We start from the raw sequence: 13376 nt of genomic DNA, 5'->3' as shown, positions 1-13376 counted from the left end.
ATGTCGTTACGCATCTGCATTCTGGAAACCGACCACCTGCGTCCGGAATTGGTTGACCAATATCAGGGCTACGGGCAGATGTTCAAACACCTGTTTTCGCAGCAGCCGATTGCCGCCGAGTTCACGGTCTACAACGTGGTGCAGGGTGAATACCCAAGCGACGACCTGACATTCGACGCCTACCTGGTGACGGGTAGCAAGGCCGATTCCTTCGGCACCGACCCGTGGATCGAAACCCTCAAGAAATACCTGCTGACCCGCTACGAGCGCGGCGACAAGTTGCTGGGTGTCTGCTTCGGTCATCAGTTGCTGGCATTGCTGCTCGGTGGCAAGAGCGAGCGTGCGACTCAAGGCTGGGGCGTCGGCACCCACAAATACAAACTCGCCGCCAAGGCGCCGTGGATGAGCCCGGTGCGTGAGGAGCTGACGTTGTTGATCAGCCACCAGGACCAGGTCACGTCGCTGCCGGAGAACGCCACGGTCATCGCTTCCAGCGATTTCTGCCCGTATGCCGCTTATCACATCAACGACCAGGTGCTGTGCTTCCAGGGGCATCCGGAGTTCATCCACGACTACTCCCGTGCCCTGCTGGACATTCGTCAGGAGGCGCTGGGTGAGCAGATCTACACCAAAGGCATTGCGAGCCTGGAGCAGGAGCACCACGGCACCACGGTTGCCGAATGGATGATGCGGTTTGTCGCGCACAAGCCAACAGCTGTTTAAAACCTGTAGGAGCGAGCCCTGCTCGCGATGGTCGTAAACGATAACGCGCCAAACCTGACAGCCCACGGTGCTCTCAGGTTTTTCGCGAGCAGGCTCGCTCTTACAGCCACCCCGATTTCTTGAAGCTCGCCCACAACCCCAGACAACCCACTGTAATAAATCCCAGCACCCCGAAATACCCGTAGTGCCAGTTCAACTCCGGCATGTTCTGGAAATTCATCCCGTAGATCCCCGCCACCGCCGTCGGGAAGGCCAGAATCGCCGCCCAGGCCGCAAACTTGCGTTGCACCACGCTCTGGCGAGAGGCCTCCAACAGCACCCCGACCTCAATCGTCTGGCTGGCAATATCCGCCAGGGTTGTCAGGTCTTCCATTTGCCGCGTTACATGGATCTGCACATCGCGAAAGTACGGACGCATGTTCTTATCGATGAACGGGAAGCTCAGCCTCTGCAATTCCTCCCCGATCTCAATCATCGGTGCCACATAACGACGCAAGCGCAAAACATCACGACGCAGGCCATGCAGCTTCTGGATGTCGTAGTCATTCAACACGCCGCATAACACGTTGCGTTCCAGCTCATCGATTTCCGAGTGAATGGCTTCGCCCATCGGCTGGTAGTTTTCAATGACGAAATCGAGGATGGCATAGAGTACGAAATCTTCCCCGTGCTCAAGCAACAGCGGACGTGCCTCACAACGTTGTCGGACATGGGCATAGGACGCCGAGTGACCGTTGCGTGCAGTGATGATGTAGCCATTGCCGGCAAAGATATGCGTCTCGATGAACTCGAGTTTGCCTTCATGGCGGATGGGCGAATACGTCACGATGAACAGCGCATCGCCGAAGGTTTCCAGCTTCGGCCGGCTGTGCTTTTCCAGGGCGTCTTCAATGGCCAGTTCGTGCAGATTGAACTGGCGCTGCAGATTGTAGAGCTCCCCGGCGTTCGGCTCCTCGAGGCCGATCCAGACAAAGTGCCCGGGCTTGGCTGCCCAGGCAGCGCCTTCGTCGAGGGTGATATTGGTGACTCTTTTACCGGCGCTATAAACCGCAGCAGCAACAACTCTACCCATGATGGTGGTTCACTTCTTTTGGCAGCTTTCAATTGGCAACATATGCAATGCCAGTGTTGATCAGCTTAGCCTCGCAGTGTTTGCGAGTCAGCTAAATCTGCCGAGTTCGCCGGTAAAGTCTCGCAGACAAAAGAAAACCCGCACCAGGCGGGTTTTCTTGTTCAGGCGGCTTGCAGTTGCCGGTCCATCGAATCGATGCATTCACGCATCTGCTCGCGGCACTGGGCAATCAGCATGGGCATGTCATCCAGGCTCAATCCGGCGGTGGGAATCGCCGGCAACGAACGAATCAGGATTTTCCCGCTGCGCCAGCGGTTCAAGCGCATGTGTTTGACGTAACTGCTGACACACACCGGCATGATCGGAACTCCGGCGGCAATGGCCATCTGGAATGCGCCTTTCTTGAAGGGCAGTAAATCCTCACCCAGGTTGCGCGTGCCCTCCGGGAAGACCCAGATCGAGGTCTCCTTGTTTTGCAGGGTGTGGGTGGTGGTCAACATCGACTTGCGCGCCTTTTGCGCATTGCCACGGTCGATCAGCACATTGCCGGCCAGCCAGAACAACTGCCCGAACAGCGGCACCCATTTCAGGCTCTTTTTGCCGATGCACACGGTACGGCGGGGCACTACGTTGCCAAACACAAACAAGTCGTAGTTGGACTGGTGATTGGCGATGATCACGCAGCTGTCAGGCTTATCCATCAACGGCCCGACTTCGGCCTTCACCCGCAAACGCAAAATACACATGGCCGGCCATGCGTACAGGCGTGCGCACAGGCGACTGTTGTCCGGGTTGAATGGCCGGCACAGGCCGAGAATTACACCCAGCACACCCGCCACAATAAAGTGCAGGCCCATCAATGACATACGCAACAAAAACAGCATTTACAGGCCCCACCGGGACAAAAGGTGGCGCAGTGTACGGATGTGCACTGTTTTCGGCAATTGCTGCCAGAGTAGTGGGAGATAGCCGATGTTTGTGCTGATGTTTCCGACTAATCGGTCAGATACGGTCTAGAGCGGTTACAGGCGTTTAACACAGACATGTATGAAAAAGCCCGACACGACGGTCGGGCTTTTCGTTGTAGCAGGTCCGGGCTTAACCCAAATGCTCCTGGTCCTGGATGATCGCGTTGTCCAGGGCCTCCAGCAGCGCTTTGCGCACTTTCAACTTGGTGTTCTTGTGCGCGGTCATGTTGATCTTCTTCAACTGGCGAGCCGCCGCCAGTGCCGCGCCTTGCAGTTCTTCAGGCGCCACCACGACATCCAGGAAACCTGCAGCCACGGCGCCTTGTGGATTGAACATCTCGCCGTTGACCACCGAACGCTGCAGCGCCACTTTGTTCAGGCGGTCACGGGCAATCTCGATACCGGCGTGGTGCATGGTCATGCCGATCTGCACTTCGTTCAGGCCAATGCTGAACGGGCCGTCAACACCGATGCGATAGTCGGCCGACAACAGCAAAAACGCGCCTTGGCCACAGCATGCCCCGGGCACGCAACGATCACCGGGAAGGGGTGCGACAGCAGGCGACGGGCCAGTGTCGAGCCGGAGGTCACCAGTGCCACGGCTTCTTTAGGGCCGGCTGTCATCACCTTCAGGTCATAACCGCCGGAGAGAATGCCCGGCTGGCCGGTAATGATCACCACCGCACGATCAGTCACGGCCTGATCCAGCGCAGCGTTGAACGCGGCAATCACATCCGGGGAGATGGCGTTGACCTTGCCATTGCTCAAGGTCAGGGTCGCGATACCGTCTTCGAGATGGTAGGAAATCAACTCACTCATGACGCTATTCCTTTCAATAAAGTTGGGCAGACGTTACCCACCGCCGCCGGCCAGGTAAAGCGCCGTGACTGACCCGCCAGTCACCCTTTACCTGCCTGCCAGGCGTAGCCCGCCATGCCTGCTGTACATTCCCCTCTATATAGAAGAGGGGGCGAAGCCGGAGATTGGCCGGTTTGCCATGGCCTCGAGCGACCGTAAACGCTGAATCGCGTTAACCGCATGAAAATTCTGAAAAAAATGTTTGCCATCGGAAAAGCTTTCGACTACATTAGCGCGCCTCGACAGACAGAACATGTTTGAAGAGATACGGTGAAGTGTCCGAGTGGCTTAAGGAGCACGCCTGGAAAGTGTGTATACAGGAAACTGTATCGAGAGTTCGAATCTCTCCTTCACCGCCACATTCTGAGAGCCCCCGCAAATCAATGGTTTGCGGGGGTTTTTCTTTTTCAGCCGTACTACTCGATTGTACTGCTCATTACATCCCGCCTTCCGCCACTCCGATCCATACCTTTCGCCGACCCTGTGTGTCTCCACTAAGTGAGCTTGAATCGCTCTAACGCATAGTCCTTACCTGCCAGGGTAAGTTCAAAAAAGGTGGCGCCGAACGTACCCCGTGTCACTTTTTGCTTCACAAGACGTTTAGCCTGGAGTTGCTTTAGACCGTCTTCAACTTCCAATTTGCTGAGTGAGACAAGTTTGCAAACCGAGTCTAGATTTGCAATTTTTCTAAAGTTTGCATGATAGGCCAAAGCTTCCATCAGCAGCGTTTGGTTATCTGTCAACTGCGGAAACTGAGGGTTGTTCGTTTTGTAAACTTTTCGCTCTATCTCATGTAGCTCGCCGTAAGTGCCGTCAGGGGTGCGGTAGTAGTAAATCGCTAAAGTCAGAGTGCTGATTGAAGCCGCGATAATCGTCAGCAGCGACCAATTCGGTATTGGCGTTTCTAACAGAAGCCACTTCCACGCCTGTAGCAGCCAGCCCTTGGTATCTGCCAACAGCGTCATGTCGAAGTAAGTGTCGAGCAGCTTTGTGGCAGATACCAAGGCGACAAGGAAGCCTCCGGTCGAGTAGGCAATAGCCTTGAAAGTGAAGGGGAAATGATTGCCTTCTGCTTTCATGCTGCTCGTCTCCAGTGTAGAGAATCGACGCTAACAGCATAGCAGTGGAAAGTGGCGCCCTGGCATTGGCGCGGGTGACCAAGCCGATCCGGCTGTTAGACTGCTCAAACTCTTCGAATGGAATCGCCATCATGCTCCATCCTCGCGCCAGTTTTCGCGGTGCTGTCAGGTTCATCGTGGCTGTGTCGCTTGTTGCCATGTCCGCACTGGCTCTCGCATCTGCCCCCGTAACCTTTCCCGACGCTGAAGCCAGCGACCCCGCCAGATTGGGTTGGATGGCAGGTTCGCCACCCCCTGCTGATCGCACTGTACGATTTGAAGACGGCAGCTATTTCCAGTTTCCGGCAATGCGCTGGAGTGTTTCGAATTTTCGGCAGCTGATGCCGACGATCAATGTTTCACGGGGCCTGGGCGCACCGGTTCCATTGGAGACAGCGCTGCGCAAAGACATCGACCAGATCAGTTTCGTCCCCCTTGGCGCCAAGGCACCGATCACCTGGGAGCAATCCCTCGCGGCCACTTACACCGATGGCATTGTGGTGATGCACCGCGGGAAAGTTGTCTACGAGCGTTATTTCGGCGTGTTGAAACCGGACGGCCAACACGCCGCGATGTCGGTGACCAAGTCCGTAGTCGGCACGCTGGGTGCCATGTTGGTGGCGGAGGGGCGCATCGATGCTGGCAAGCGCGTTGCCGAATATGTTCCGGAACTGGCGGATTCTGCGTTTGGTAGCGCCACGGTACGCCAGGTGCTCGACATGACCACGGGCCTCAAATACAGCGAGGACTACGCAGACCCGGATGCCGAGGTCTGGGCCCATGCCAGGGCAGGCAGCCCGTTGCCCAAACCCAAGGGTTATGACGGCCCTCGCAGTTACTTCGAGTTTCTGCAGACGGTGCAACCGCAAGGTGCGCACGGCGAAGCGTTTGCCTACAAAACCGTCAACACCGACGTGTTGGGCTGGGTCATTGCCCGCGCCACCGGTCGCAATGTTGCGCAACTGCTGTCGGAGAACATCTGGAGCCGGTTGGGTGCCGAACAGGATGGCTATTTCACCGTGGACTCCATCGGCACGCCATTCGCTGGTGGTGGCCTGAATACCGGGTTGCGGGATCTGGCGCGGTTTGGCGAGATGTTGCGTAACGGCGGTCGGTTCAACGGTCAGCAGATCGTGCCGCAGGCGGTGATCGAGGATATCCGTGGCGGCGGTGATAAACAGGCTTTCGCCAAGGCGGGGTACACATTACTCAAAGACTGGAGTTACCGGTCGATGTGGTGGGTGACGAACAAGGAGGGCGGGGCGTTCATGGCGCGTGGGGTCCATGGGCAGCGCATCTATGTCGACCCGAAGGCCGGGATGGTCATCGTTCGCTACGCATCCCATCCGGTGGCCAGCAACTCCGCCAATGATCCCGTGACATTGCCGGCGTTCGATGCGTTGGCTGAATATCTGAACAGGAAGGAACAGTAATGATCACCACCACCACCCATTCCATTGAAGGTCGGCAAATTACGGCCTATCTGGACATCGTCAGCGCCGAGTCAGTGCAAGGGATCAACGTCGTCCGTGACGTGTTTGCCGGGATGCGCGACTTTTTCGGCGGACGCTCCCAGACACTGGAGCGAGCGTTGAAGGAAGCGCGCATTCAGGCCACCGATGAGATCAAGGAGCGGGCACGGGCGCTTCAGGCGGATGCGGTGGTCGGGATTGATTATGCGATCAGCATGCCGGCCGGCAAGGGCGGGATGGTCGTGGTGTTTGTGACCGGGACTGCAGTCAAGTTACGGTGAAAGAGCGAGGCCATTCGTCGGTCACGGGGAAATCCGAACGGCAAGTCCATTAGTGACCGGCTAGTCTCCAAAACCGTGGTGATCGATATTTTTTCGGCAAAAGGGCTTGCCGGTGTCGATCCCGCTTTTTGAAAGGGGTGATGAGATGGCTGATCCGTATATCGAGGACGATGGCGCAGAGTTTCCGATCAACAATTCCGTGCGGTGTGGCCAGACCCAGTATGTGGCCAGTTTCGGCGAGGACCAGACAGAGGTCGACAAGATCAAGACCAGGGCGTGCCGGGTACTGAAGGGCAAATTCCTGCCCAAGGTGACAGCACCGGTCAGGAAGTAAACGAACACAAGTAGACCCCGTCATTGAGCGGGGTTTTTGATGATTGAATGGGCTGCATGACAATATTTTCAGGCGGCTGATCTTTCACAAACTTTTCACAGCTCCCTCCGTAATCTCGACTCATCCGTTAGAAAGCAACACCTGGCCCGTTCCCCTGCGGGCTTTTTTTTGCCCGCCATAAAACCTTTTCCCAAAATGCTGTCCAATCGTCGCCAATCGCGAAGTTGGACCGGCGTGCTGGACTTTATCCGCGCAAAAGCATTCAATCTCGCCCCTCTTTTTGTGTACCCCTATTTTTTGAGGTTTTTGTCATGCGTTTAACACTGCCTGCTCTGGTTCTGGGGCTTCTGGTTGCTCAAGGTGCAATGGCTGGTGACGGCACTGCCGCGCTGGGCGGTGGCTTGGGCGGCGCATTGGGTAACGTGGTCGGCCAGAAGATGGGCGGCAGCACTGGCGCAGTGATTGGTGCAGGCGTCGCTGGCGCGGCGGGCAGCGCAGTTGCCGCCAAAAAAGGTCATCGCACCAGCGCTGCGATCGGTGGCGGTGTCGGTGCGGCCGGTGGTTCGGTGATCGGTAACAGCCTCGGTGGCAAGTCCGGTGCCACCATCGGCGCAGGCCTGGGTGGTGCATTGGGCGGCGGCGTAGGCAGCAACCTGGCCAATGGTCACAAGCGTCACTGATCCTGATCCAGATTTGAAAAGAGCCCGGCTTGATGCCGGGCTTTTTCGTATGTGAACGTTTTACGCCGCAATGGCTCAAATCATCCATACCCCCCAAGAATGTGAGGCGTACCATGAACCCTGTAACCAACGGCAAGAAAAACGGAAGCCTGAATGCTCGTCGATTGATGTTGCCGGCGATTGTTTTTGGATTGCTGGTCTCTCAGGTGGCGCTGGCGGGAGGTAACGGAGATGCCGCGGTAGGCGGTGGTCTTGGTGGGGTGTTGGGCAACGTTGTCGGTGGCCAGGTGGGTGGCAGCACTGGCGCAGCGATTGGCGCGGGTGTCGGCGGAGCGGCCGGCAGTGCCGTTGCCGCGCCCAAGCACAGTCGCACCGAAGCGGCGATCGGCGGTGGTTTGGGCGCGGCGGGTGGATCGGTGGTCGGCAACAGTCTGGGCGGTTCGACCGGATCGGCCATCGGCGCGGGTCTTGGCGGTGCAGCAGGCGGCGCGGTCGGCAATGATCTGGGGAGTGACAGCGGTCATTCCCATTCCGGTAACGGTCATAAACACTCGAACAAGCACCACAAGAGGCATCACTAGTTAAGCGAGGCATGCCATGACTGCGGAAACCGAAGGCAAGGAAGAAAAAGGCCCGAGCGGACTGCCGTTTATCAACGATCCCGGCAATGAAGACCCGGGATCGCTGATGGATGATGCGACGGTGCCGCTCAACGATGCTGATGATGCGGGCGATGTGGGGAACATTGATTTTGAAGATGAGGAAGAGGACGAAGATTGATCGAACCGTGTTGCCGGATCGAATGCGTCCATCACCAAGTCATTGCCGGTGCCGATGGATCGGGTGAGATAGCTGTTACGAAACGACAGTGAGGAAGCCCGGGGCCCGATTGCTTTAAGCAGTCGATCCAACGGGTTCAATTGCAGTTTCATGGATTTCCCAGGGCTCCCGTGAGCCCCCGCGATACAAGTGTTTATTTGGAGTTTTTGGAGCGGGCGCATCAGGCTCACCTTCATCAACCTTTGCCACTCCCTCCCGATTCGTCGCCAGGCATCCCGGCTTGTTCGCCTGCGGGCAATTCCCGTCCAACCCCGACGGATTCACCCATCCTGTCGGGTTGCGGGTGTATCGATACGGGTTCAAGCCACCGGCCAACTTGACCGGATCCTGCGTCAGATAACGACCGATGTCCGGATGGTAGTAGCGATGCCGGTTGTAGTGCAGGCCACTCTCAGCGTCGAAATATTGCCCCTGAAACCGTAGCGGTTGTTCAAGCCGTTTGTCGTCGCTGTGGCTCGGTTCGCGGAGTTTGCCGTAGGCGGTGTATTTGGCCGACCAGAGGATGGCGCCGGCATAACTGGTCAGTTCCTGCGGGGTGCCGAGGTGGTCGAGTTGGTAGTAGAACGGACAGGCGTCTCCCCGACCTTTGCCGTCAAGCAGCGCCAGCGGGCGGAGGGTGTCGGGTTCGTAGACGTAGCTGCGGTAGTGCCGGGGGCCGCTTTCAGCGATGAGCTGGTCGCCTTGCCAGAAGAATTGCGTGGTCTGGCCGTCGACGGTTTTGCGGATGCGCCGACCGAAGGCGTCGTAGCGGTAGCTGACACTTTTACCGTCCGGGGTGCTGACGCCGATCAAGCGGTGCTGGCTGTCGTAGGTGTATTCGGTGATCTGGGCCGGCATACCGCGACATTCGCGAATCAGGTTGCCGAAGGCGTCGTAGTCGTAGTGGCTGTCGCAGCGGCGGCGCAAGCGGTTGCCCTGGAGTACGCGAGGGCCGGGGCGGTCGTGGATCAGCAGGTTGCCGGCCGGGTCGTGAGTGAAGTTCTCTGTGGACGGGTCGCGGGTGTGGCGCACGCCGGTCAGGCGGTCGAGCGAGTCGTATTGGTAGCGGCGTGAACCGTGGCGGCTGTCGGCAATTTGCAGGAGGTTGCCCTTGGTGCTGTAGGCATACTCGCGGTGGTACAGCGGTCGTTGCTTTTTGCTGACGGCATGGGCCTGCAAACGGCCTTGCTCGTCGTAGGCATAATCGCTGAGCAGCAGCCCCTGTTGGCGTTGCTGTTCGCGCCTACCGACAAAACGATGGCTGGTCAGGCGCGTGCCGTTGAGATCGATGGCAGTCAGGGCGCCCCCTTGGTGTGGTGGTAGACGAGGACACAGGCATCCGGCAGGCGTATGCGCTTGAGCCGACCACCGGGGTCATAGCCGTAACGCAGGGTCCCCGGACCCTGATGCTCGGTGATCAGCCGGTCCTGGCGGTCGTATTCGAATTCCAGCGGATGGTCCTGGCCGTCATCGACGTTGACCAGTCGCCCGAGGTTGTCGTAACGGTACTCGACCTTGATCCCATCGGGCAGAGTTTTGACCAGTAGCCGCCCAGCGTTGTCACGTTGATAACCAGTCACCCGCTGTGAGCCGTCGTCGCCAAACTCGGTTTTCACCAGCAACTGGCCATTGAGGTCGTAGCTGTAGGCGGTACGACGGCCATCGAAACCGGTTTCCTGTCGGATCAGTCCGCCCGGGGTATAGTCCAGCCGGTAAGTGTCGCCGACCTCGTTGTCGATCTCTGTGAGCATCAATTGCGCATGGTCGTAGCGGTACTTCAGTGCACTGCCGTCGGGGTTGATCCGACGGCTGACCAAGTGCAGGTCGTCGGTGTATTCGTAACGGGTTACCCGCCCCAGTTCGTCGGTTCTGGCGGTGACCTGGCCGTAGGCGTTATAGCGCCAGGCACGGCGGGCACCGGTGGGCAGCGTGGTCTGGGTCAGTCGGCCCACGGCGTCCCACTCATAACCGGTGACGGCACCGTGTTCGTCCTGTTGGGTAATCCGCCGCCCCAATGCATCGTAGGAAAAAGTGCGAAGAGCACCGTCCGGCAGGGTCTCTTCCAGCAATTGTCCCAAGGCGTTCCAGACAAACCGGTGACTGCTCTGGTCGGGGAAACGGATCGTCAGCAAGCGTCCCTGCGGGTCGTAGAAATAGCGGGTGATCTGCCCGTCGGGATCGGTGACGGCAGTGATGTCCCCTTGGGCATTGCGCCGGTAGCTCCACCTCGCCTGACTGTGGGTGTGGGTGTGTAGGAAGCCGTGACGATACTCGTAGGACATGGGCGCCTCATCCGGCGCAAGCAGTGCGATCAGATGGCCCTGATCGTCCCAGATGTAACGCACTTCCATCTGCGTAAACGAGGCCCAGTAACGGATGCAGCGAGCTGCCTTGCCGGAGCGTTCCCACGCCCAGAAGAAACTCGCGCCGCCAGCCAGTTGCCGTTGCAGGATGACGTGCTGCTCGTCGTAGTCATAGCGCTCGCTTTCACCCGCGGCGTTGGTCGCCTCGATCAAACGCTGGCGGGCGTCGTAGCGGTAGCTGACCAGTGTCTGTTCGGTCCGCCAGGTGTACGCCTCGGAGCCGCTGCGCTGAAACACCTGATAGTCGACGGCCACCAGGTGCTTGAGGTCGTAACGCAGTAGCAGGGCGCGGTCGGCGCCATTGTCCAGGCGCTGAATCCGGTCAAAGCGGTCACGCTGTATCGTCAGGCGGTTGCCGTAGGCGTCGCTGATCGCACTGAGTCGGCCGTCGCGGAAGTGATGGAAACGCGCCACGTCGCCGGCCAGGGCGAGGATCAGTTCGTCCGGCGCCTCGCCGAGGTAAATCGCCGCCCGCGACAGGCTGTTGTGGATCAGCGGGCGCGCGGCCGTCGGCCGCGGAAATGGCGTGCGGCGGTTTTCGGGGTCGATCCGCAGCACCTGCTCGCCGTGGAGTTTCAGGTACTGGGACAGCGAATGGCTCCAGCCAAAACCGAGGCCACTGTCGAGTTCGACGGCACTGGTGCGATAGAGACGGGTGAAGTCGAACGGCAAGATTCCGTCGAGGGTGCCGTCGGTCCGGGTTAGCAGTACTTCACCGGTAACCATCGATACCGGGCAGTTGTGGGTGGCAGTGCGCTCGCCGGTTTCGATCCTGTGCACCCGCATCAAGGGGCTGCTGGCGGGGCATGTCAATACCTTTTGGGGATCGAACATCGGCAGACTTTCGCTTGGCGGAGTGTGGAACGCGAGACTCTGCGGGGGATCAGCAAGGAAAGAAGTCAGGAAAGTTGGCGTTTGGTGTAGGGCGATTCTTTAAATAACGTAGGGCCATTCGGCGTGGATCGGGATTTCATCGTTGCTCTGAGCCAGCGGCGCTCGCTATGCTGCTGAATCCTTTAATCCATTCGGGCATCAGGCCGTTCCTGAACTGCCCGGGATGCCTCAGAAAACGGATCAGATGCGATGAATGCACCACTGAAAGCATTCGGCCCGATCAAGGCCGTGATTTTCGATATGGACGGCTTGTTGCTGGACACAGAGGGCATCTACACCGAAGTCACGTCCATCATCGCTGCGCGTTACGGCCGAACGTTCGATTGGAGCATCAAACAGAACATCATTGGTCGGGGCGCGGGCGATCTGGCGCGCTATGTGGTTGAAGCACTGGACTTGCCGATTACGGCGCAAGAGTTTCTTGTGATCCGTGAGCCGCTGATGCGCGAGCGTTTTCCTACAGCACAGGCGATGCCGGGCGCACAGGAGCTGGTACGGCATCTGAAGGCCAACAACATTCCCATTGCGGTCGGCACCAGTTCTTCGAGCCAGTCGTTCGGCCAGAAAACCACCTTGCACCGCGACTGGTTCGCCTTGTTCGACTTCATCGTCACCGCCGATGACCCCGAGGTGGGCGCGGCCAAGCCGGCACCGGATATTTTCCTGACGGCGGCGCGGCGCCTGGGCGTCGCGCCCGAGGATTGCCTGGTGTTCGAGGATTCGCCCTTTGGTGTCACCGCAGCGAAAGCGGCGGGGATGACGGCGATTGCGATTCCGGATGCGGCAATGGCCGACGCCAGGTACGCACATGCCGATGGCATTCTTCGTACGTTGAAGGCGTTCGAGCCGGGCGCTTTTGGTTTGCCGGCGCTGGAACTGGCCTGATCCGGAAGAGTTGTAGGCGCACGCAAACAAATGTGGGAGCGAGCCTGCTCGCGAAAACGGTAGATCAGACGACATCTATGTTGCCTGACATACTGCCTTCGCGAGCAGGCTCGCTCCCACATGTTGACTGCGTTTAACGCATCAGGCGCCAAAGCCACCGTCGATGGTCAGGCTGGCCCCCGTGATGTAGCCGGCTTCAGGGCTGGCAAGGTAGGCGACGAAGCTGGCGATCTCTTCGGCCTTGCCGTAACGGCCAACGGCCATCATCGGGATCAGGCTTTCCGCAAAGTCACCGTCGGCCGGGTTCATGTCGGTGTCGACCGGACCCGGTTGCACGTTATTGATGGTGATGCCTTGCGGGCCGAGATCACGGGCCAGGCCTTTGGTCAGGCCGACCAGTGCCGACTTGCTCATGGCGTACGGGCCACCACCGGCGAAGGGCATGCGGTCGGCGTTGGTGCTGCCGATGTTGATGATGCGACCGCCTTCGGTCATGTGTCTGGCGGCGGCCTGGGTGGCGATGAACACGCTGCGCACGTTGATGGCCAGGGTCTGGTCGAAGTCTTCGAGTTTAAACTCGGCCAGCGGCGCGATGGCCAGTACACCCGCATTGTTGACCAGGATATCCAGGCGACCGAAGGCTTCTACCGTGGCGGACACGGCACCGCGGATCGCCTCGGCGTCGGCGCTGTCAGCCTTGATGGCCAGGGCCTTGCCACCCCTGGCGGTGATGCTGTCTTGCAGTGCTTCGGCCTTGGCCGTCGAACTGACATAAGTGAAGGCAACGGTCGCGCCTTCAGCAGCCAGGCGCTTGACGATGGCTGCGCCGATGCCGCGGGAACCACCTTGAATCAATGCCACTTTGCCGCTGAGGTTCTGAGTAGTCATGTCGATCTCCAAGTCCCGAGG

General features: G+C 58.8%; 13 protein-coding genes, 1 tRNA gene and 2 pseudogenes. 10 read left to right on the top strand and 6 right to left on the bottom strand.

All coding sequences use genetic code 11. From position 1 onward, the window contains the following. Positions 1–723 (top strand): amidotransferase, encoded by a 723-nt coding sequence (locus RS887_RS01925; protein ID WP_322614179.1) that lies wholly within the window; start codon positions 1–3, stop codon positions 721–723. 100 nt (positions 724–823) lie between these two features. On the opposite strand, the gene RS887_RS01920 is transcribed toward RS887_RS01925, so the two are convergent. The 3 genes and pseudogenes from RS887_RS01920 to RS887_RS01910 all read right to left on the bottom strand — a co-directional run bounded on the left by RS887_RS01920 (position 824) and on the right by RS887_RS01910 (position 3582). Beyond that, positions 824–1795 carry a magnesium and cobalt transport protein CorA gene (locus RS887_RS01920; protein WP_322614178.1) on the bottom strand — a complete coding sequence of 324 codons (972 nt, stop codon included), beginning with the start codon at positions 1793–1795 and terminating at the stop codon, positions 824–826. A gap of 161 nt (positions 1796–1956) precedes the next feature. Then, complete coding sequence (locus RS887_RS01915; protein WP_322614177.1) at positions 1957–2679, bottom strand: 1-acylglycerol-3-phosphate O-acyltransferase; 723 nt, start codon at positions 2677–2679, stop codon at positions 1957–1959. A gap of 214 nt (positions 2680–2893) precedes the next feature. After that, positions 2894–3582: pseudogene (locus tag RS887_RS01910) on the bottom strand (crotonase/enoyl-CoA hydratase family protein). A gap of 64 nt (positions 3583–3646) precedes the next feature. Here RS887_RS01910 and RS887_RS01905 point away from each other — a divergent pair. Both RS887_RS01905 and RS887_RS01900 read left to right on the top strand, forming a co-directional pair. Continuing rightward, complete coding sequence (locus RS887_RS01905) at positions 3647–3787, top strand: hypothetical protein (RefSeq protein ID WP_322614176.1); 141 nt, start codon at positions 3647–3649, stop codon at positions 3785–3787. 103 nt (positions 3788–3890) lie between these two features. Beyond that, positions 3891–3980 (top strand) — tRNA-Ser (locus RS887_RS01900). Positions 3981–4115: 135 nt separating this feature from the next. Here the strand turns inward: RS887_RS01900 and RS887_RS01895 are convergent. After that, complete coding sequence (locus tag RS887_RS01895; RefSeq protein ID WP_322614175.1) at positions 4116–4700, bottom strand: hypothetical protein; 585 nt, start codon at positions 4698–4700, stop codon at positions 4116–4118. Between the two features lie 197 nt (positions 4701–4897). Here RS887_RS01895 and RS887_RS01890 point away from each other — a divergent pair, with 197 nt between their 5' ends. From RS887_RS01890 to RS887_RS01865, 6 genes are all read left to right on the top strand, one after another. After that, complete coding sequence (locus RS887_RS01890; protein WP_416339946.1) at positions 4898–6172, top strand: serine hydrolase domain-containing protein; 1275 nt, start codon at positions 4898–4900, stop codon at positions 6170–6172. Beyond that, positions 6172–6492 (top strand): YbjQ family protein, encoded by a 321-nt coding sequence (locus RS887_RS01885; RefSeq protein WP_322614173.1) that lies wholly within the window; start codon positions 6172–6174, stop codon positions 6490–6492. The genes RS887_RS01890 and RS887_RS01885 overlap by 1 nt, the downstream gene beginning before the upstream one ends. A gap of 145 nt (positions 6493–6637) precedes the next feature. Further along, positions 6638–6826, top strand: a complete 189-nt coding sequence (locus tag RS887_RS01880) for a hypothetical protein (protein WP_032829518.1) — start codon at positions 6638–6640, stop codon at positions 6824–6826. A gap of 311 nt (positions 6827–7137) precedes the next feature. Next, complete coding sequence (locus RS887_RS01875; RefSeq protein WP_102672845.1) at positions 7138–7506, top strand: bacteriocin; 369 nt, start codon at positions 7138–7140, stop codon at positions 7504–7506. 113 nt (positions 7507–7619) lie between these two features. Continuing rightward, positions 7620–8087 carry a YMGG-like glycine zipper-containing protein gene (locus RS887_RS01870; RefSeq protein WP_322614172.1) on the top strand — a complete coding sequence of 156 codons (468 nt, stop codon included), beginning with the start codon at positions 7620–7622 and terminating at the stop codon, positions 8085–8087. A 16-nt stretch (positions 8088–8103) separates the two neighbouring features. Further along, the gene (locus tag RS887_RS01865; RefSeq protein WP_322614171.1) at positions 8104–8286 is read left to right on the top strand and encodes a hypothetical protein; all 183 of its coding nucleotides are present in this window, start codon (positions 8104–8106) and stop codon (positions 8284–8286) included. Between the two features lie 120 nt (positions 8287–8406). Here RS887_RS01865 and RS887_RS01860 read toward each other — a convergent pair. Further along, a pseudogene (locus RS887_RS01860) lies at positions 8407–11441 on the bottom strand (RHS repeat-associated core domain-containing protein); the annotation flags it as partial. A gap of 330 nt (positions 11442–11771) precedes the next feature. On the opposite strand from RS887_RS01860, the gene RS887_RS01855 reads away from it, so the two are divergent. Further along, complete coding sequence (locus RS887_RS01855) at positions 11772–12467, top strand: HAD-IA family hydrolase (protein WP_111282601.1); 696 nt, start codon at positions 11772–11774, stop codon at positions 12465–12467. Positions 12468–12608: 141 nt separating this feature from the next. Here RS887_RS01855 and RS887_RS01850 read toward each other — a convergent pair whose 3' ends face one another. Then, complete coding sequence (locus tag RS887_RS01850; protein ID WP_322614170.1) at positions 12609–13355, bottom strand: 3-oxoacyl-ACP reductase family protein; 747 nt, start codon at positions 13353–13355, stop codon at positions 12609–12611. Positions 13356–13376: the final 21 nt, after the last annotated feature.

The organism is Pseudomonas sp. BIC9C, assembly GCF_034541995.1.
Taxonomy (GTDB): Bacteria; Pseudomonadota; Gammaproteobacteria; order Pseudomonadales; family Pseudomonadaceae; genus Aquipseudomonas; species Aquipseudomonas fluorescens_CC.
This window is presented reverse-complemented; position numbering and strand designations above follow the sequence as displayed.

Excerpts from the sequence above, each read along its gene's own strand:
- RS887_RS01895 (WP_322614175.1), bottom strand. The coding sequence starts at position 4,700 with ATGAAAGCAGAAGGCAATCATTTCCCCTTCACTTTCAAGGCTATTGCC.
- RS887_RS01890 (WP_416339946.1), top strand. The coding sequence starts at position 4,898 with ATGTCCGCACTGGCTCTCGCATCTGCCCCCGTAACCTTTCCCGACGCT.
- RS887_RS01915 (WP_322614177.1), bottom strand. The coding sequence starts at position 2,679 with ATGCTGTTTTTGTTGCGTATGTCATTGATGGGCCTGCACTTTATTGTG.
- RS887_RS01920 (WP_322614178.1), bottom strand. The coding sequence starts at position 1,795 with ATGGGTAGAGTTGTTGCTGCTGCGGTTTATAGCGCCGGTAAAAGAGTC.
- RS887_RS01880 (WP_032829518.1), top strand. The coding sequence starts at position 6,638 with ATGGCTGATCCGTATATCGAGGACGATGGCGCAGAGTTTCCGATCAAC.
- RS887_RS01925 (WP_322614179.1), top strand. The coding sequence starts at position 1 with ATGTCGTTACGCATCTGCATTCTGGAAACCGACCACCTGCGTCCGGAA.
- RS887_RS01850 (WP_322614170.1), bottom strand. The coding sequence starts at position 13,355 with ATGACTACTCAGAACCTCAGCGGCAAAGTGGCATTGATTCAAGGTGGT.
- RS887_RS01855 (WP_111282601.1), top strand. The coding sequence starts at position 11,772 with ATGAATGCACCACTGAAAGCATTCGGCCCGATCAAGGCCGTGATTTTC.
- RS887_RS01870 (WP_322614172.1), top strand. The coding sequence starts at position 7,620 with ATGAACCCTGTAACCAACGGCAAGAAAAACGGAAGCCTGAATGCTCGT.
- RS887_RS01885 (WP_322614173.1), top strand. The coding sequence starts at position 6,172 with ATGATCACCACCACCACCCATTCCATTGAAGGTCGGCAAATTACGGCC.
- RS887_RS01875 (WP_102672845.1), top strand. The coding sequence starts at position 7,138 with ATGCGTTTAACACTGCCTGCTCTGGTTCTGGGGCTTCTGGTTGCTCAA.
- RS887_RS01865 (WP_322614171.1), top strand. The coding sequence starts at position 8,104 with ATGACTGCGGAAACCGAAGGCAAGGAAGAAAAAGGCCCGAGCGGACTG.